The 17,058-nt window shown below is 72.4% G+C and carries 16 protein-coding genes and 1 riboswitch; of the genes, 8 read left to right on the forward strand and 8 right to left on the reverse strand.

Features of this window, described 5'->3' with window-relative positions; genetic code table 11:
* Positions 1-219: 219 nt before the first annotated feature.
* Positions 220-1,197 carry a CBM35 domain-containing protein gene (locus ACFYU9_RS10990; RefSeq protein ID WP_389205152.1) on the forward strand — a complete coding sequence of 326 codons (978 nt, stop codon included), beginning with the start codon at positions 220-222 and terminating at the stop codon, positions 1,195-1,197.
* A gap of 90 nt (positions 1,198-1,287) precedes the next feature.
* On the opposite strand, the gene ACFYU9_RS10995 is transcribed toward ACFYU9_RS10990, so the two are convergent.
* The 5 genes from ACFYU9_RS10995 to ACFYU9_RS11015 all read right to left on the reverse strand — a co-directional run bounded on the left by ACFYU9_RS10995 (position 1,288) and on the right by ACFYU9_RS11015 (position 6,420).
* The gene (locus ACFYU9_RS10995) at positions 1,288-2,133 is read right to left on the reverse strand and encodes a ketose-bisphosphate aldolase (RefSeq protein ID WP_389344248.1); all 846 of its coding nucleotides are present in this window, start codon (positions 2,131-2,133) and stop codon (positions 1,288-1,290) included.
* 97 nt (positions 2,134-2,230) lie between these two features.
* Positions 2,231-3,175 (reverse strand): 1-phosphofructokinase family hexose kinase, encoded by a 945-nt coding sequence (locus tag ACFYU9_RS11000; RefSeq protein ID WP_389205150.1) that lies wholly within the window; start codon positions 3,173-3,175, stop codon positions 2,231-2,233.
* Positions 3,176-3,294: 119 nt separating this feature from the next.
* Positions 3,295-4,440, reverse strand: a complete 1,146-nt coding sequence (nagA, locus tag ACFYU9_RS11005) for an N-acetylglucosamine-6-phosphate deacetylase (protein WP_389344250.1) — start codon at positions 4,438-4,440, stop codon at positions 3,295-3,297.
* Positions 4,440-5,402, reverse strand: a complete 963-nt coding sequence (locus ACFYU9_RS11010; protein WP_389344252.1) for an ROK family protein — start codon at positions 5,400-5,402, stop codon at positions 4,440-4,442. Before ACFYU9_RS11010 ends, nagA begins: the two co-directional genes overlap by 1 nt.
* Before the next feature lie 97 nt (positions 5,403-5,499).
* Positions 5,500-6,420 carry an SIS domain-containing protein gene (locus tag ACFYU9_RS11015; RefSeq protein ID WP_389344254.1) on the reverse strand — a complete coding sequence of 307 codons (921 nt, stop codon included), beginning with the start codon at positions 6,418-6,420 and terminating at the stop codon, positions 5,500-5,502.
* 204 nt (positions 6,421-6,624) lie between these two features.
* Here ACFYU9_RS11015 and ACFYU9_RS11020 point away from each other — a divergent pair, with 204 nt between their 5' ends.
* From ACFYU9_RS11020 to otsB, 3 genes are all read left to right on the forward strand, one after another.
* Positions 6,625-7,899, forward strand: a complete 1,275-nt coding sequence (locus ACFYU9_RS11020; protein WP_389344255.1) for an extracellular solute-binding protein — start codon at positions 6,625-6,627, stop codon at positions 7,897-7,899.
* 10 nt (positions 7,900-7,909) lie between these two features.
* Complete coding sequence (locus ACFYU9_RS11025) at positions 7,910-8,149, forward strand: DUF3263 domain-containing protein (RefSeq protein WP_389205145.1); 240 nt, start codon at positions 7,910-7,912, stop codon at positions 8,147-8,149.
* Positions 8,150-8,213: 64 nt separating this feature from the next.
* A complete protein-coding gene (otsB, locus tag ACFYU9_RS11030; RefSeq protein ID WP_389344257.1) occupies positions 8,214-9,059 on the forward strand; it encodes a trehalose-phosphatase in 846 nt (281 codons plus the stop codon).
* 60 nt (positions 9,060-9,119) lie between these two features.
* Here the strand turns inward: otsB and ACFYU9_RS11035 are convergent, their stop codons facing one another.
* The 3 genes from ACFYU9_RS11035 to ACFYU9_RS11045 all read right to left on the reverse strand — a co-directional run bounded on the left by ACFYU9_RS11035 (position 9,120) and on the right by ACFYU9_RS11045 (position 12,537).
* On the reverse strand, positions 9,120-10,022 hold the full coding sequence (locus ACFYU9_RS11035) for a hypothetical protein (protein ID WP_389344259.1): 903 nt from the start codon (positions 10,020-10,022) through the stop codon (positions 9,120-9,122).
* A gap of 113 nt (positions 10,023-10,135) precedes the next feature.
* Positions 10,136-11,500, reverse strand: coding sequence for a trehalose-6-phosphate synthase (locus ACFYU9_RS11040; RefSeq protein WP_389344261.1), 1,365 nt, complete (start codon positions 11,498-11,500; stop codon positions 10,136-10,138).
* Between the two features lie 92 nt (positions 11,501-11,592).
* The gene (locus ACFYU9_RS11045) at positions 11,593-12,537 is read right to left on the reverse strand and encodes a glucosyl-3-phosphoglycerate synthase (RefSeq protein ID WP_389344748.1); all 945 of its coding nucleotides are present in this window, start codon (positions 12,535-12,537) and stop codon (positions 11,593-11,595) included.
* 121 nt (positions 12,538-12,658) lie between these two features.
* Positions 12,659-12,803: riboswitch (SAM riboswitch) on the forward strand.
* Positions 12,804-12,820: 17 nt separating this feature from the next.
* Between ACFYU9_RS11045 and thrC the strand changes: the two genes are divergently transcribed.
* The 4 genes from thrC to groL all read left to right on the forward strand — a co-directional run bounded on the left by thrC (position 12,821) and on the right by groL (position 17,023).
* Positions 12,821-14,113 (forward strand): threonine synthase, encoded by a 1,293-nt coding sequence (gene thrC, locus ACFYU9_RS11050; protein ID WP_389205141.1) that lies wholly within the window; start codon positions 12,821-12,823, stop codon positions 14,111-14,113.
* A gap of 32 nt (positions 14,114-14,145) precedes the next feature.
* Positions 14,146-14,424, forward strand: a complete 279-nt coding sequence (locus ACFYU9_RS11055; RefSeq protein ID WP_389205140.1) for a MoaD/ThiS family protein — start codon at positions 14,146-14,148, stop codon at positions 14,422-14,424.
* A 400-nt stretch (positions 14,425-14,824) separates the two neighbouring features.
* On the forward strand, positions 14,825-15,028 hold the full coding sequence (locus ACFYU9_RS11060) for a cold-shock protein (RefSeq protein WP_005315736.1): 204 nt from the start codon (positions 14,825-14,827) through the stop codon (positions 15,026-15,028).
* Positions 15,029-15,400: 372 nt separating this feature from the next.
* Positions 15,401-17,023, forward strand: coding sequence for a chaperonin GroEL (gene groL / locus ACFYU9_RS11065; RefSeq protein WP_389205139.1), 1,623 nt, complete (start codon positions 15,401-15,403; stop codon positions 17,021-17,023).
* Positions 17,024-17,058 lie beyond the last annotated feature (35 nt).

Consider the following 17,058-nt stretch of genomic DNA (forward strand, 5'->3'; position numbering starts at 1 on the left):
TCTCCACCGGTCTGCGCGGGGCCTGTTGAGGACGGCCCCACCGGCCGTCTCGCCGGACGCTCGCAGTTCGTCTCACGGTCGCGCCGTGAGCGGCCTCATGACGTCCCCCGCGGGTTCGTTCACCGGTCGTACACATGGGGCCGAGCCGTTGACAGGGCCGTACGAGGTAGGCTCGGCCGGTCGGCGACGGCTGGCGAGCAGGGAAAAGGAGTGACCCGGATGGCTGCCGGTAACGACGGCGCGAAGACGCCCGAGGACGAGGATCCGTTCGGCTATCTGTACGCGGACGGACAGGCGGCGGATGCCCAGCGCACCCAGGGCGGCGGCTACGGCTACCCGGGTCCGGCGGCGCAGCCGGGCGTGCCCCGCACCTCGTACCACCAGGTCCGCGCGGTCGGCGAGCGCCAGTACGGCGGCCACGCGCAGGCCCAGCAGGCGCACGTGCCGCAGCAGCAGGCGTACGGGCAGCAGCCGGGCGGCTACGGCCAGCCGCACCCGCAGTACGCGGCCCCCGAGACCTACCCCGGCGGCGCCCCCACCCGTCCGACCCCGCCGGTTCCCGCCGGGCGCGGCGGCTCCGGCCGCGGCCCGAACACCAAGGGCCTGCTCATCGGCGCCGTGGCGGTCGTCGCGGTCGTCGTGATCGGCATCACCGCGGCCGTGATCAGCAACACCGGCGGCGACGAGAACAACGCGGGCGGCGGCACGCCGACCGGCACGCCCACCCAGGTCTCCGAGTCCCCCTCGACGGCCCCGACCCAGTCCTCGCAGCCCCCGCAGGAGCTGCCGAAGCAGGACGCGGCCACGCTGAAGCTGGGCGGTTCGGCGGCGCTCGCCAAGGACATCAAGGGCGCCGAGGGCGCGGACGGCGCGTACGTCACCGGGTTCAACGCGCTCGGGTCCTCGGTGACCTGGCAGGCGGACGTGGCGACGGCCGGCAGCTACCGGCTGTACGTGCGCTACGCGATCCCCGCGGCGGACGCGAACGCGACCCTGACGATCAACGACAAGGCGAACAGCAACCCGATAGGGCTGAAGAACTTCGTCGGTTCGACGGACCCGAACCTGGAGAAGAACTGGCAGACCACCTGGGCGCCGGTGACCCTCAAGCAGGGCACGAACACGATCAAGCTGTCGTGCGAGCAGGGCAACCAGTGCAACGCGATCTTCGACTGGCTGGAGATCCGCACCGGCTGAACCGTCGGCTGGCAGAGAAGGGCCCCGGAGGCACACGCCTCCGGGGCCTCGTCGTTTCCGGGCGTCGTTTCCGGGCGCCGGATCCGGGTCTCAGAGCAGCCGCAGGAACGCCGCCACCGTCTCCGTCATCGCCTCGCGCGCCGGGCGCAGGTACCGGCGCGGGTCCACCGACGCCGGGTCGTGGTCGAGGAAGGTCCGCACGGCCCCGGTGAAGGCCGTGTTCAGGGCCGTACCGACGTTGATCTTGGTCATGCCGGCGGCGACGGCGGCGCGGATCTCGGCGTCCGGGACGCCGGAGGAGCCGTGCAGGACGAGCGGGACCGGGACGGCGGCGCGGAGGGCGGAGATCAGGGCGTGGTCGAGGGCGGCGGTGCGCTCGGTCATCGCGTGGGTGGAGCCGACGGCGACGGCGAGGGCGTCGACGCCGGTGTCGGCGACGTAGCCGGCGGCCTCGGCGGGGTCGGTGCGGACGCCGGGCGCGTGCGCGTCGAGCGGCGGCTCGCCCGCCTTGCCGCCCACCCTGCCCAGTTCGGCCTCGATCCAGATGCCGCGCGCGTGGCCCCAGCGGACCGCCTCGGCCGTCGCCTTCACGTTGTCGCCGTAACCCAGCCCGCTCGCGTCGAACATGACGCTCCCGAAGCCCTCCGCGTGCGCCTGGCGGAGCAGGCCGACGGACTCGACGTGGTCGAGGTGGAGGGCGAGCGGGGCGGTGGAGGCGCGGGCGACGGCGGCGGTGGCGGCGGCGATCGCGGAGAGCCGGCCGCCGTGGAACTTCACGGCGTTCTCGGAGATCTGCAGGACGGCCGGGGCGCCGGCCCGTTCGGCGCCGGCGGCGATGGCCTCGGCGTGTTCCAGGGTGATGACGTTGAAGGCGGCGAGCCCCCGGCCGGAGGCCTGCGCGTCGGTGACGAGGTCGCCGGTGCGGACGAGTGGCATGTGCGTTCCCCGATTCCCGGGCCGGACCGGCCCGGTGGGCCGATCGGCCTGCTCGTGCTGCGGTACGCGCCGGAGCCGGGCCCCGGCAGGACTGGGGTTACGCCGCCGTCGCCGGCTCGCGCAGCGTGACGCGGGGGAGCAGCGCCTCGTACGCCGTCTCGTCGAACTCGCCCGCCACCGGGGAGAGGACGGTCGCGGCGGACAGGGCGACGGCGTGGGTGAGGCGGGTGGGCCAGTCGGCGCCGTCGACGAGGCCGGCGAGCAGCGCGGCGACGGCCGAGTCGCCGGCTCCGGTCGGGTTGCCCCGCACGGGCGCCGGCGGGGCCGCCTGCCACTGGCCGTCGGGCGTGGCGGCGAGCAGGCCCTCGGGGCCGAGCGAGGTGACGACCGCGTGGGCGCCGCGGCGGCGGGCGTCGCGGGTGGCGCGGTGGGGCTCGCGGGAGCCGGTGAGCCGGGCGAGTTCCTCGGCGTTGGGCTTGACGATGTCGGGGCGGGCGGCGATGCCGCGGCGCAGCGGTTCGCCGCTGGTGTCGAGGAGGACGGGGACGCCTGCGGCGCGGGCGCGCCGGACCAGTTCGGCGTAGGCGCCGACGTGGATGCCGGGCGGCAGGCTGCCGCACAGGGCCACGGCCCGGGCGCCGTCGAGGAGTTCGGCGAAGCGGGCGGTGAAGGCGGCCCATTCGGCGGGGGTGATGGCCGGTCCCGGCTCGTTGAGCTGGGTGGTGTCGCCGCTGGCGGCGTCGACGACGGCGACGGTGCGGCGGGTGGCGCCGCCGGTCGGCACGAGCGCGTCGCGGACCCGGCCGGGCAGGTCGGCGGTGGTGGCGGCGAGCAGGCCGCGCAGCACGTCGCCGGTGGGGCCGCCGGCGAAGCCGGTGACGACGGTGTCGTGGCCGAGCGCGGCGAGCACGCGGGCCACGTTCAGGCCCTTGCCGCCGGGGCGTTCGATGACCTGGGTGACGCGGTGCGAGGCGTGCGGGACGAGGGCGGGGACCCGGTAGGTGAGGTCGAGCGCCGTGTTGAGGGTGACTGTCAGGATCACCAGCCGTACCCCCTCGTCGTCTGCTGGCTGTCGGCGCCCCGATCATGCCAAACAGAAGGCGGTTGGCCCAGACCCAGGACCAACCGCCTTGAGACAACTTGCCACAAGTAGTGGCGAAATCAGATCATTTGAGGCTCGATCAGCCACTCGCCCTTGCGCATCACGCCCCTGACCTCGAACTCCGCGTCGAGGACGACGAGGTCCGCGTCCTTGCCGGCCTCCAGGGAGCCCACCCGGTCGTACACGCCGAGGAGTCTCGCCGGGTTGGCGGAGATGGCCTGGACGACGGACTCGACGGGCAGCTTGTCGACCGTCGCGGCGCGCTTGAACGCCCGGTCGAGGGTGAGCGTGGAGCCGGCGATGGAGCCGCCCTCGACGAGCCGCGCCACGCTGTCCTTCACCTCGACCTCCAGCGGGCCGAGCATGTAGCGGCCGTCGCCGAAGCCGGCCGCGTCCATGGCGTCGGTGATGAAGGCGACGCGCTCCGGGCCGGCGTGGTGGAAGGCCAGCTCCAGGGCGGCCGGGTGCAGATGGGTGCCGTCGTTGATGAGCTCGACGGTGATCCGCTCGTCCTCCAGGAGCGCGGCGATCGGGCCGGGCGCGCGGTGGCCGAGGGCGGGCATCGCGTTGTAGAGGTGGGTGGCGACGCTCGCGCCCGCGTCGATGGCGGCCCGCGTCTGCTCGTAGGTGGCGTCGGTGTGGCCGATCGCGGCGATCACGCCGTGCTCGGCGAGCAGCCGTACGGAGTCGAGGCCGCCGGGCAGCTCGGTGGCGAGGGTGACCATGCGGGCCTGGCCGCGGGCCGCGTCGAGGAGCTTGCGGACCTCGGCCGGCTCGGGGTCGCGCAGCAGCGTCTCGTCGTGGGCGCCCTTGCGGCACGGGGAGATGAACGGGCCCTCGAAGTGGATGCCGGCGATGTCGCCCTGCTCGGCCAGCTCGGAGAGCAGACCGGCGCGCCGGCTCAGGAAGTCCATCTCGCCGGTGACGAAGGAGGCGACGACGGTGGTGGTGCCGTGCAGCCGGTGGGTGCGGACGCCGGTGAGGATCTCGTCCACGGTGCCGGAGGTGAAGGACGCGCCGCCGCCGCCGTGGTTGTGCATGTCGACGAAGCCGGGCACGAGCCAGTGGCCGGAGAGGTCGAGGGTGGGGGCTTCGGCGGGGGCGGAGCCCGCGATGCGGCCGTTCTCGACGATCACTCGTCCGTTCTCGACGATCCCGGTCGGCAGCACCACGCGGGCCCCGGTGAGAACTGTGGAAACGGCCATCAGGCGGATACCTCCGGGTCGGTGGGGCGGTCGAGGGGGCTCTGGTCGGCGACGAGGTCCCAGGCGAGGAGGCCCGCGCCCAGGCAGCCGGCGGTGTCTCCGAGGGCCGCCGGGACGATGGCGGGCAGCTTCTGGAAGGTGACGCGCTCCTCCACGGCGGCCCGCAGGGGTGTGAACAACGTTTCCCCTGCTTCGGCCAGACCGCCACCGATGATGAGCGTGCGGGGGTCCAGCAGGGTGAGGGCCGTGACCAGGCCGTCGGCGAGCGCGTCGACGGCGTCCTGCCAGACGCGGCCGGCGGCCGGGTCGCCGGACTCGACGGCCTTGGCGCAGTCGGCGGCGTCGGCCTGCGGGTCGCCGGAGGCGGCGGCCCAGGCGAGCGAGACGGCGGAGGCGGAGGCGTACCGCTCCAGGCAGCCGCGCTGGCCGCAGCCGCATTCCGTGCCGCCGGGGCGGACGACGATGTGGCCGATCTCGCCGGCGTAGCCGTGGGCGCCGGCCTCGATGGCGGAGCCGATGCCGATGGCGCCCGCGATGCCGGTGCCGAGCGGCACGAAGAGGAAGCGGTCGGCGCCGTTGCCGGCGCCGATCCGGCCCTCGGCGAGGCCGCCGGTGCGCACGTCGTGGCCGAGGGCGACGGGGATGCCGCCGAGCCGTTCGCTGAGCAGGGCGCGCATGGGGACGTCGCGCCAGCCGAGGTTGGCGGCGTAGACGGCGATGCCGTTCGCGGCGTCGACGATGCCGGGCACGGCGACGCCGGCGGCCGCGGCGGGCTCGCCGTACCGCTCCTGGCCGAGTGCGCGCAGCTCCTCGGCGAAGCCCAGGATCGTCTCCACGACGGCCGCGGGGCCGCGCTCGCGCCCGGTGGCCCGCCGCGCCTCGTGGAGCAGGGTGCCGTCCGCCCCGACGAGGGCGGCCTTCATGCCGGTGCCGCCCACATCGAGGGCGATGACGTGTCTCACGGGGGACAGTCTCGCGCGTCAGCACCCGAAAGGTCTAGTCCACTGTGGAGGATTGTTGCGCGGGGATACAAAGCCTGGTCGGCGGACGTGAGCGGCCTCACGGGGTGAGGATCACGCTCCGCGTGAGGTTGCGCGGCCGGTCCGGGTCGAGGCCGCGCGACTCCGCGAGCGCGACCGCGAGGCACTGGGCGCGGACCAGGTCGGCGAGCGGATCGAGGCCGGCGCGCGAGACGAGGGTGCCGCCGACCCGGGCCACATCGGCCGCGAGGCCCTCGGGGAGCGCGCCGAAGACCCAGGTGGCGCGGCCCGGGGCGGTGATCGCGATGGGGCCGTGGCGGTACTCGAGGGCCGGGTACGCCTCGGTCCATGCCCCGGCCGCCTCGCGCATCTTCAGCGCGGCCTCCAGGGCGAGCCCGTACGCCCAGCCGCGGCCCAGGAAGGTCCACTGCTCGGCCGCGAGCACCGCCTCCTCCAGCGGCTCGGTGAGCGCGAGCTCGGCGTCGACGGCGGCCTCGGCGACGGACTTCACGCCGGGGACCTCGCCGAGCCCGGCGCGCAGGAAGGCGAGCGCGGTGGTGGCGAAGCGGGTCTGGACGACGGACTCCTCGTCGGCCCAGTCCAGGACCGCGAGCGCGTCGGCCGCGTCTCTCACCGGCGTCCCCGGGTCGGCGGTCAGCGCCGTGGTCGGGACCCGGCCGCGCACCGCCGCGAGCAGGTCGAGGACCTCGGTCGTGGTGCCGGAGCGGGTGATCGCCACGACCCGGTCGTACGAGCCGGCGGCCGCCCGGCCCACCGGGAACTCGGACGAGGCGAAGGCGTCGGTCTCGCCGAGCCCGGCGGCCTCGCGCAGCGCCGCGTAGCCGAGGGCCATGAACCAGGAGGTGCCGCAGCCGGTGACGGCGACCCGCTCACCGGGCTTCGGCAGCCCCTCGAAGCCGGCCGCGGCCTCGGCGGCGCGGCGCCAGGAGGCGGGCTGGGTGGCGATCTCGGCGGCGGTGCGGGAGGGCGTGCGGGACATGCGGGCGACTCCTCATGGTCCAGACCAGCGGGAAATCCAGGAAGGTACTGCCAACTTCTGCGGTCCCGTGCATAGCAGTGCACGGCACCGCACGGCAATGCGTTGCCGAAGCGATACGTGAGTGGTGTAGACCTCCGGTGCCTACCCGGGAGAAACTTGCGGCCGAACATTGTCTCGACGACGAGCAAAGGGTGGGTTACGGCTGTGCAGCGGCGACGATTCCTGGGACTGGCCGCGGCGGCCGGAGCACTCGGCCTGACCGGCGGGCTCACCGGCTGCGGCACGCTGACCGGCGGCGACGGCGACGTCACCCTCAAGCTGGTCGCCGCCGACTACGACCTCACCGGCGGCGACTCCACCCGGAAGTACTGGGCCGGCCTGGTCGCCGCCTTCGAGGCGAAGAACCCCGGTGTGAAGGTCCAGGTCCAGATCGAGTCCTGGAACGACGTCGACCGCAAGGTCGCCGAGCTGGTCAAGGCCGGCCAGGCGCCCGACCTCGCGCAGATCGGCGCCTACGCCGACTACGCGGCCGCCGACAAGCTCTACGCCGCCGACCAGCTGCTCTCCATCCCCGTGGGCGCCAACTTCCTCGCGCCGCTCGTCGACGCCGGCGAGTACAAGCGCACCCAGTACGGCATGCCGTTCGTCGCCTCCACCCGGCTGCTCTTCTACAACGAGGACCTGTTCGAGAAGGCCGGCATCAGCGCGCCGCCGACCACCTGGGACGAGCTCGCGGCCGCCGCGCAGAAGCTGCGGAAGAAGGGCGTCACATACCCCTTCGCGCTGCCGCTCGGGCCCGAGGAGGCCCAGGCCGAGACCATGATGTGGCTGCTCAGTGGGGGCGGCGGCTACACCGACGGCATCGACCACTACAAGATCGACTCCGAGGCGAACGTCCGCACCTTCGACTGGCTGCGCGACGAGCTCGTCGGCGCGGGCCTCACCGGCCCGGTCGCCCCCGGCAAGCTCAACCGCAAGGAGGCCTTCGCCGCCTTCGCGCGCGGCGAGGTAGGCATGCTCAACGGCCACCCGTCCCTCATGCAGGAGGCCGAGAAGAAGGGCGTCAAAGTCGGCAAGGTCGCCCTGCCCGGCCGCGACGGCAAGGCCAAGGCGACCATGGGCGTCGCCGACTGGATCATGGCCTTCAAGCAGAACGGCCACCGCAAGGAGATCGGCGCCTTCCTCGACTTCGTCTTCAGCGACGAGAACGTGCTGCGCTTCGCCGGCGACAACGACCTGCTGCCCGCCACCATCACCGCCTCCCTCGCCATGCAGTCCGCCCCGGAGCACGCGGCCCTGCGCGAGTTCCTCGCGGCCCTGCCCGAGTCCCAGCTGCCGCCCGTCGGCAAGACGTCCTGGGCGCAGGTCAGCGGCAGCGTCAAGGCGCAGATCGGCAAGGCGGTCGAGCCGGGCGGGAAGCCGTCGGAAGTCCTGGGCAGGATCGCACGCGAGGCGACGGCGGCCGAGAGCGCGGAATAAGTTGGTCAGTATGACCAGTGAACTCGGGGAGCTCGGCGAGCGCGAGCGGGCCGTCCTGGCCGTGGAGCGCCGCTCCTGGCCCGGCCCGGGCGCCAAGGAGCGGGCGGTACGCGAACAGCTCGGCCTCTCCGCCGTCCGCTACTACCAGCTGCTCAACGCCCTCCTCGACGACCCGCGCGCCCTCGCCCACGACCCGGTCACGGTCAACCGCCTGCGCCGGGTCCGCGCGGAGCGCGAAGCGCGCCGCTGAGCCGTCGCGCCGCTGAGCCGTCGCCCCGCTGACGGGACGGGCATCCGTCGGTAGGGTCGTGGGCATGGTCAGCAGCCTTCCGCACCCGACCACAGCCGCCGGCCGCGACGGACTCGCCGCGCTCCTCGCGCGGCCCGAGAAGGCCGTCGTGGCGCTCGACTTCGACGGGACGCTCGCCGAGATCGTCCCCGACCCCGAACGCGCCCGCGCCCACCCCGGCGCCGTGCCCGCGCTCGCCGCCCTCGCCCCCCGGGTGGCCGCCGTCGCGGTCGTCACCGGCAGGCCCGCCGGAGTGGCCGTACGGTACGGGGGCTTCGCCGGCGTACCGGGCCTGGAGCACCTGGTCGTCCTCGGCCACTACGGCGCCGAGCGCTGGGACGCCGTCACCGGCACCGTCCGGGCCGCCGCCCCGCACCCCGGCGTCGCCTCGGTCCGCGCCGAGCTGCCCGGCTTCCTCGACCGGGTCGGCGCCTGGCCCGGCACCTGGATCGAGGAGAAGGGCCGCGCGGTCGCCGTCCACACCCGCCGCGCCACCGACCCCCAGGGCGCCTTCGAGGCCCTCAAGGGCCCCCTCGGCGACCTCGCCGCCGCCCACGGCCTCGTCCTCGAACCCGGCCGCATGGTCCTCGAACTCCGCCCCCCGGGCATGGACAAGGGCGTTGCCCTCGCCGACTACGTCCACGAGATCGGCGCCTCCGCCGTCCTCTACGCGGGCGACGACCTCGGCGACCTCCCCGCCTACGCCGCCGTCGAGAAACTCCGCTCCGACGGCACCCCCGGCCTCCTCGTCTGCTCCGCCGCCGAAGCCCAGGCCGTCCCCGACCTGGCCGACCGCGCCGACCTCACGGTGGCGGGGCCGGCGGCGGTGGTGGGTTTCCTGGCGGGGCTGGCGCGCGAGCTGGAGGCGTAAGCCGAAGGGCCCCGGTCCGTCGGACGGACCGGGGCCCTGGGCGTGCGCCGGGCGGGCGGGTCAGCTCAGCTGGACCACCTTGTGCATGCCGAGGAAGGCGTGCGGGATGCCGTTCTCGTCGTCCGGGATGAAGCAGAGCAGGACGTACCTGCCGGCCGGGAGGTTCTTCGCCTGGACGATGGCCGTGTGGTCGGCGGAGATGGCTCCCAGGCCGCTGGGCGGGCCGGTGAAGGGGGACGGGGGCTGCTGGCCGTGGGCGAGGGCGTCGAAGTAGGCCTGGATGTCGGCGTCCGTGGTGCCCGGCTTGACCGGCCGGATGAGCATCTCGTGGATCTCGTCGGTCGTGTTGTGCACCAGGATCGGGGCGTCCGCCCGGTTCACGTCCTCGACCCGGAAGCGCGGGCCCTTCTCCTGGAGCACGATGCCCTTGGGGAAGGGGGCCAGGCCCTTGTCCGGGTCGCCGTCGCAGAGTTCGAGCGACCTGAGCACGGGGTGGGCGGGGTCGGCGAGGAAGGCGCTGAAGTCGAGCAGGTAGACGGTGCCGTCGGAGATCGGCTCGGTGACGTCGACCGGGACCTTCGGCGTCGCGAAACCGCCGCCGAGTGCCTCCGCGTCCTTGTTGAACGCGGTGATGCCGACCTTCGCGATCGCCGGGTTCTCGTTGACCGCCTTGGCCAGGTCGGCGAGCACCTTGTCGACCGAGACGCCCTGGTGCGGGCGGAAGACCTGGAGCTGGCGTCCCCCGGGGTTGTCGGTGCTGATGCGGAAGTGGACGATTCCGCCTTCGGCGGCGTCGGGTGCCTCGATGCCGTGCTCGGTGAGCCTGACGTCGACGGCCTCGTGCCGGTCCTGGCCCTGGTGCGTCACGGCCTGGGCCGTGCCGACGCCGGTCAGGGTGGTGGCGCAGGCGAGAGCGACGGCCGCGGCCGCTCCCGTCCCGCGCCTCAGCGGGGCGATGCGCATGGAAGTCCTTTCGACGGGGTCCCCCGTCGGCCAGGGCACCACGGGCCCGCCGTGCGTGCCGTCAGGCACGCGGCAGGAACGCCCGTTCGGTGCAGGACATCCCGTCGACCGCCCTACTGCCCGCGCAGCTCCGCCAGCTGGCTCAGGAACCACCGCTGCGGCGGCAGCGCCGTCGCCGCCGCGGCCAGGCGCTTGGTGCGGTCCGCGCGCTCCGCCGCCGGCATCGTCAGGGCCTCGTGGAGCGCCTCGGCGGTCTCCGTCACGTCGTAGGGGTTGACCGTGAGGGCGTCGGCGTGGAGTTCCTCGTAGGCGCCCGCCTCGCGGGAGAGGACCAGGGCGCAGCCGGCGTCGGAGACGACCGGGATCTCCTTGGCGACGAGGTTCATGCCGTCGCGGACGGGGTTGACGAGGGCGACGTCGGCGAGGCGGTAGGCGGCGAGGGAGCGGGGGAAGTCGTCCTGGACGGAGACGAGGACGGGCTGCCAGTCGGCCGTGCCGAACTCGGCGTTGATCGCGGCGGCGAGCTCGGTGACCGAGGCGGTGTAGGAGCGGTAGACCTCCAGGTCCTGGCGGGAGGGGTAGGCGGAGGCGAGGTGGACGACGCGGCCGCGCCACTCGGGGCGGGTGGTGAGCAGCTCGCGGTAGGCGAGCAGGCCGCGGAGGATGTTCTTGGAGAGTTCGGTGCGATCGACGCGGACGATCGTCTTCCGGTCCCCGACCTCGGCCCGCAGCGCCGCCAGACGGTCGTCGACCTCGGGCCGGTGCGCCAGCGCGCGCAGGTCGTCGCCGTCGACGCCGAGCGGGTACGTACGGACCCGGGTGTCGCCGATCGTGCGCCCCACGCGCGGGTCGGACAGGAAGGCGTCGGCCCAGGCCCGGGTGTGGAAGCCGACCTCGTCGGCGCCGAGCATGCCCTCCACCAGCTCCTGGTGGACGTCGTCGGGGAGCATCCGCAGATAGCGCGGATCGGCCCACGGCGTGTGCGTGAAGTGCCCGATCCGCAGGTCGGGGCGGAGCTCCCGCAGCTGCCCCGGCACCAGCGCCAGGTGGTAGTCCTGCACGAGGACCGCCGCGCCCTCGTCCGCCGCCCGGGCGAGCGCCTCGGCGAAGGCCTGGTTGTAGCCGCGGTAGGACTCCCAGCGGCGGCGGAAGGCGGCGTCGAAGACGGGCTCGCGCGGGATGTCGTACAGGTGGTGGTGGAGGAACCACAGCACCGAGTTCGCGATGCCGTTGTACGCGTCGGCGTACACCTGCGGGTCGATGTCCAGCATCGTCACGCCCGGCTCGGCGATCCCGCGCCGCACCGCCTCGCGGTCGCCGTCGCCGAGCGCCGCGCACACCCACACGCTGTCGCCGGACGAGACCGCGCTCAGGCCCGACACGAGGCCGCCGCCGCCGCGCCGGGGGTGGAGGGAGCCGTCCTCCCGCAGGGTGTACGAGACCGGGCCGCGGTTCGATGCCACGAGGACAGAAGCCATACGGCGAACCTAGCCCGTCCGGTAAACGCTCAAACGTACGGATTTAAGACAGGAGGATGCGGGCAGGCCCGTCCCCGGCCCGCCGCCCGGCCTCACGCCACCCTGCGCCGCTCCGCGTACTCCGCCACCTCCGCCATCGGCGGCCGCTCCTCCGTGTCCACCTCGTACGTGCGGGGCGTGAACCCCTCCTCGCCGCGCTCGAACTGCGTCAGCCGCGGCCTGACGAGATGGCCGCGCGACAGCCGCAGCTGCGCCGTCCGGTAGATCGCCGCCGCCATCCGGCCCAGCGCCCGGCCGTCCTGGTGGCGGTGCTTCCTGACCCCCACGTCCACCTGTGCGAGCGCGTCGAGGCCCACCGTGTGCAGCGCGTCCACCAGCAGGCCCAGCTCCACTCCGTAACCGACCGGGAACGGCAGCCGTTCGAGCAGCGAGCGCCGCGCCGCGTACTCGCCGCCCAGCGGCTGGACGAAGCCGGCCAGCTGCGGCCAGTGCAGATTGAGCAGCGGGCGGGCCACCAGCTCGGTCACCCGGCCGCCCTGACCTGGTTCGTCGCCGAGCGGCCGGTCGTACATCGCCTTGACGAAGTCCACGTCCGGGTCGGTCAGGAGCGGTCCCACGATGCCGGTGACGAAGTCCGCCGAGAAGTCCTTCAGGTCCGCGTCCACGAAGCAGATCACGTCGCCGCTCGTCACCATCAGTGACCGCCACAGGACCTCGCCCTTGCCCGGCACCGCCGGTATCCGGGGCAGGATCGCGTCGCGCGCGACCACGCGCGCGCCCGCCGCCGCGGCGACCTCGGCCGTACGGTCGGTCGAGCCCGAGTCGACCACCACCAGCTCGTCCACCAGCGGCACCGCCTCCGTCATCAGCTCGCGGCGGATCACGGAGACGATCGTGCCGACCGTCGCCTCCTCGTTCAGCGCGGGCAGCACCACGCTGACCTTCGTACCGCGCTTGGCGGCGAGGATCCGCTCCAGCGGACGGTCGGCCACCGACCAGGACCGCCGGGCCAGCCAGCGCTCCACTTCTTCCAGCAACGTGATCTCCATCTCGCGGATCGGACGTCCGTCTCCGGCTTCGAAGGCTTCGGTTACAGTCTTGAACAACGCGGATGCCCGATGCATGTCGGGGTGCCGACCGCGTTCCACAATCGAATACCGCTCATCCAGAGGGGCAGAGGGATACGGCCCGTTGAAGCCCCGGCAACCCTCCAGTCGGTTTGTCTCGTCATCCAGCGAGGTCCCCGGCTAGGGAAGGTGCCAAATCCGTCTCATGGCGAAATGCGCCATGAGGAAGATGAGGAGAAAGGGCCTCGCCTCCATGGCTGTTCAGACCGTCGCACCCGCTTCCGGAACCTCCGTCGACCTCGGTCCCGCGTCCGGCCTCTCTTGTCGGGAATGCGGTGAGACCTTCCCGCTCGGCCCGATTTTCGCCTGTGAGCTGTGTTTCGGCCCGCTCGAAGTGGCCTACGACCTGCCGGCCGGCGACCCCGAGGCCCTGCGCAAGCGCATCGAGGCCGGTCCCGCCAGCATCTGGCGCTACGCCCCGCTGCTGCCCGTCCCGGCCGACGTCGCCGAGAAGCCGAACCTGAACCCCGGCTGGACCCCGCTGGTCAAGGCCGACAACCTGGCCCGCGAGCTCGGCGTCGAGCCCGGCAAGCTGTTCGTCAAGGACGACTCCGGCAACCCGACCCACTCCTTCAAGGACCGGGTCGTCGCCCAGGCCATCGAGGCCGCCCGCGCCTTCGGCTTCACCACCCTCTCCTGCTCCTCCACCGGCAACCTGGCCGGCGCCGTCGGCGCCGCGGCCGCCCGGGCCGGCTTCCGCTCCTGCGTGTTCATCCCGCACGACCTGGAGCAGGGCAAGGTCGTCATGGCCGGCGTCTACGGCGGCGACCTCGTCGCCGTCGAGGGCAACTACGACGACGTCAACCGCTTCTGCTCGGAGCTCATCGGCGACCCGCTCGGCGAGGGCTGGGGCTTCGTCAACGTCAACCTCCGTCCGTACTACGGCGAGGGCTCCAAGACGCTCGCCTACGAGATCTGCGAGCAGCTCGGCTGGGTCATCCCGGACCAGCTCGTCATCCCCATCGCCTCCGGCTCCCAGCTCACCAAGATCGACAAGGGTCTGCAGGAGCTCATCAAGCTGGGCCTGGTCGAGGACAAGCCGTACAAGATCTTCGGCGCCCAGGCCGAGGGCTGCTCCCCGGTCTCCGCCGCCTTCAAGGCCGGCCACGACGTCGTACGGCCCCAGAAGCCGAACACCATCGCCAAGTCGCTCGCCATCGGCAACCCGGCCGACGGCCCCTACGTCCTCGACATCGCCCGCCGGACCGGCGGCGCCGTGGAGGACGTGAACGACGAGCAGGTCGTCGACGCCATCAAGCTGCTCGCCCGCACCGAGGGCATCTTCGCGGAGACCGCCGGCGGCGTGACCGTCGGCGTGGCGCGCAAGCTCGTCGAGAACGGCGTCATCGACCCGTCGAAGACCACCGTCGTCCTCAACACGGGTGACGGCCTCAAGACCCTGGACGCCGTTGCCGACACTTCTCAGGCGACCGCCACCATCCGACCGAGCCTGGACGCGTTCCGCGACGCCGGCCTCGCCCACTGACCGCTGACCCGCTGAAAGGTACGAAGACAGCCATGGCCGTGAACGTCCGCATCCCCACCATCCTCCGCACCTACACCGGCGGCCAGGCCGAGGTCGCCGCCGAGGGCGCGACCCTCGCCGAGGTCATCGCCGACCTGGAGAAGAACCACGCCGGCATCGCCGCCCGCGTCCTGGACGACCAGGGCAAGCTGCGCCGCTTCGTCAACGTGTACGTGAACGACGACGACGTGCGTTTCGAGCAGGGCCTGGAGACGGCCACGCCGAACGGCGCCGGCATCTCCATCATTCCGGCGGTCGCCGGCGGCTGCTGAGCCCCGGAGACGGCACTACCCATCAGTACAGAATTGCCCCTTCCGCGAGAAGAAGCGGAGGGGGCAATTCTGCATGGTTGAGCGCGGTAGAGTTGGGGAAGTCCCCTCCGCTGCTCATGCCAGACGCATATGAGAATGCGCCTCGACCGACAAGAAGCAGCCAAAGTGCCCGTGCCTTGTGTACCTTCTGCGCACTTTGCCGGGCCCGACTTGCCCCGGAATTCAGCATATTCTCCCCAATTCCCCTTTCCGGCGTGCCCAGAATTCTCGTCCGATTGACCTGTTGCAGAGGGCAGTTGGGCAGATACATTCAGCCGCGGTCGACGCGTTCCGGCGCAGGGTCTGACCCGGGTCCGCGAAGTGCGGTCCCGCGCAAGGGCCAGTAATAGGGGAGTTAGGCATGGCTCAGGGCACCGTCAAGTGGTTCAACGCGGAGAAGGGCTACGGCTTCATCGCGGTCGACGGTGGTGCGGATGTTTTCGTCCACTACAGCGCGATCCAGATGGACGGCTACCGCACCCTCGAAGAGGGTCAGCGGGTCGAGTTCGAGATCTCGCAGGGCCAGAAGGGTCCGCAGGCGGACATGGTCAAGCTCGCCGTCTGAGCACGGCGCGATCGGCCGACGACGCACTTCCGTCGAGGGGCCCGCATCCCGGTTACCGGGGCGCGGGCCCCTCGCGCGTGCGCGGGCGCGTACGTGCGGGAGGACGGGGGCGCGTGCGTACGGGAGGGCGGGGGGAGCGTGCGCGGGAGTGCGCCGAGAGGTGGTCGATCCTCCGTAGTCGCTTGCACTCACATGGGGCGAGTGCTAATCATTGGCGTTAGCACTCTCACGCTGAGAGTGCTACGAGGATCGGGCAGACGAGGTCGCCGGCCGCGTGGGGCAAGGAACCACGAGGACGCGCCGACCGTCCGTCGCGGGCGTCGGCGCGGTCCTGGAGCGTTATCCACCCCATGTCCGGGAGGACCACTTCACATGGCCAAGATCATCGCGTTCGACGAGGAGGCCCGGCGCGGTCTCGAGCGCGGCATGAACCAGCTCGCTGACGCCGTCAAGGTCACCCTCGGCCCCAAGGGCCGTAACGTCGTCCTCGAGAAGAAGTGGGGCGCCCCCACGATCACCAACGATGGTGTCTCCATCGCCAAGGAGATCGAGCTCGAGGACCCGTACGAGAAGATCGGCGCCGAGCTGGTCAAGGAAGTCGCCAAGAAGACGGACGACGTCGCCGGCGACGGTACGACCACCGCCACCGTTCTCGCCCAGGCCCTGGTCCGCGAGGGCCTGCGCAACGTCGCCGCGGGTGCCAACCCGATGGCCCTCAAGCGCGGCATCGAGAAGGCCGTCGAGGCCGTCTCCGGTGCGCTGCTCGACCAGGCGAAGGAGGTCGAGACGAAGGAGCAGATCGCCTCCACCGCCTCCATCTCCGCCGCCGACACCCAGATCGGCGAGCTCATCGCCGAGGCCATGGACAAGGTCGGCAAGGAAGGCGTCATCACCGTCGAGGAGTCCCAGACCTTCGGTCTGGAGCTTGAGCTCACCGAGGGCATGCGCTTCGACAAGGGCTACATCTCGGCGTACTTCGCGACCGACATGGAGCGCATGGAGGCGGCGCTCGAGGACCCGTACATCCTCATCGTCAACTCCAAGATCTCCTCGGTGAAGGACCTGCTCCCGCTCCTCGAGAAGGTCATGCAGTCGGGCAAGCCGCTGCTGATCATCGCCGAGGACGTCGAGGGCGAGGCCCTGTCGACCCTGGTCGTCAACAAGATCCGCGGCACCTTCCGCTCCGTCGCCGTCAAGGCCCCGGGCTTCGGCGACCGCCGCAAGGCCATGCTGAACGACATCGCCATCCTCACCGGCGGCACGGTCATCTCCGAGGAGGTCGGCCTCAAGCTGGAGAGCGCCGGTCTCGACCTCCTGGGCCGCGCCCGCAAGGTCGTCATCACCAAGGACGAGACGACCATCGTCGACGGTGCCGGTGACAGCGAGCAGGTCGCGGGCCGCGTGAACCAGATCCGCGCCGAGATCGAGAACTCCGACTCGGACTACGACCGCGAGAAGCTCCAGGAGCGCCTGGCGAAGCTCGCCGGTGGCGTCGCCGTCATCAAGGCCGGTGCCGCGACCGAGGTCGAGCTCAAGGAGCGCAAGCACCGCATCGAGGACGCCGTCCGCAACGCGAAGGCCGCCGTCGAGGAGGGCATCGTCGCCGGTGGTGGCGTCGCGCTGCTGCAGGCCGGTTCCGTCTTCGAGAAGCTGGACCTGGACGGCGACGAGGCCACCGGTGCCGAGATCGTCCGCAAGGCGCTGGCCGCCCCGCTGACCCAGATCTCCGTGAACGCCGGCCTCGAGGGTGGCGTCGTGGTGGAGAAGGTCCGCAACCTGCCCGTCGGCCACGGCCTGAACGCCGCGTCCGGTGAGTACGTCGACATGATCGCCGAGGGCATCATCGACCCGGCCAAGGTGACGCGCTCCGCGCTGCAGAACGCCGCCTCCATCGCGGCCCTGTTCCTCACCACCGAGGCCGTCATCGCCGACAAGCCGGAGAAGGCCGCCGCGCCGGCCGGCGGCGGCATGCCGGGCGGTGACATGGACTTCTGATCCTGACGGATCGGACGTTCATCGCTGAACGCGAC

The sequence above is a fragment of the Streptomyces sp. NPDC004327 genome, assembly GCF_042873935.1.
Classification (GTDB): domain Bacteria; phylum Actinomycetota; class Actinomycetes; order Streptomycetales; family Streptomycetaceae; genus Streptomyces.

Coding starts and splice junctions, on each gene's coding strand:
- thrC (WP_389205141.1), top strand. CDS start 12,821: ATGGCTGTTCAGACCGTCGCACCCGCTTCCGGAACCTCCGTCGACCTC.
- ACFYU9_RS11055 (WP_389205140.1), top strand. CDS start 14,146: ATGGCCGTGAACGTCCGCATCCCCACCATCCTCCGCACCTACACCGGC.
- ACFYU9_RS11060 (WP_005315736.1), top strand. CDS start 14,825: ATGGCTCAGGGCACCGTCAAGTGGTTCAACGCGGAGAAGGGCTACGGC.
- ACFYU9_RS11025 (WP_389205145.1), top strand. CDS start 7,910: ATGACCAGTGAACTCGGGGAGCTCGGCGAGCGCGAGCGGGCCGTCCTG.
- ACFYU9_RS11035 (WP_389344259.1), bottom strand. CDS start 10,022: ATGCGCATCGCCCCGCTGAGGCGCGGGACGGGAGCGGCCGCGGCCGTC.
- ACFYU9_RS10990 (WP_389205152.1), top strand. CDS start 220: ATGGCTGCCGGTAACGACGGCGCGAAGACGCCCGAGGACGAGGATCCG.
- otsB (WP_389344257.1), top strand. CDS start 8,214: ATGGTCAGCAGCCTTCCGCACCCGACCACAGCCGCCGGCCGCGACGGA.
- ACFYU9_RS11040 (WP_389344261.1), bottom strand. CDS start 11,500: ATGGCTTCTGTCCTCGTGGCATCGAACCGCGGCCCGGTCTCGTACACC.
- ACFYU9_RS11015 (WP_389344254.1), bottom strand. CDS start 6,420: ATGTCCCGCACGCCCTCCCGCACCGCCGCCGAGATCGCCACCCAGCCC.
- ACFYU9_RS10995 (WP_389344248.1), bottom strand. CDS start 2,133: ATGCCACTCGTCCGCACCGGCGACCTCGTCACCGACGCGCAGGCCTCC.
- nagA (WP_389344250.1), bottom strand. CDS start 4,440: ATGGCCGTTTCCACAGTTCTCACCGGGGCCCGCGTGGTGCTGCCGACC.
- groL (WP_389205139.1), top strand. CDS start 15,401: ATGGCCAAGATCATCGCGTTCGACGAGGAGGCCCGGCGCGGTCTCGAG.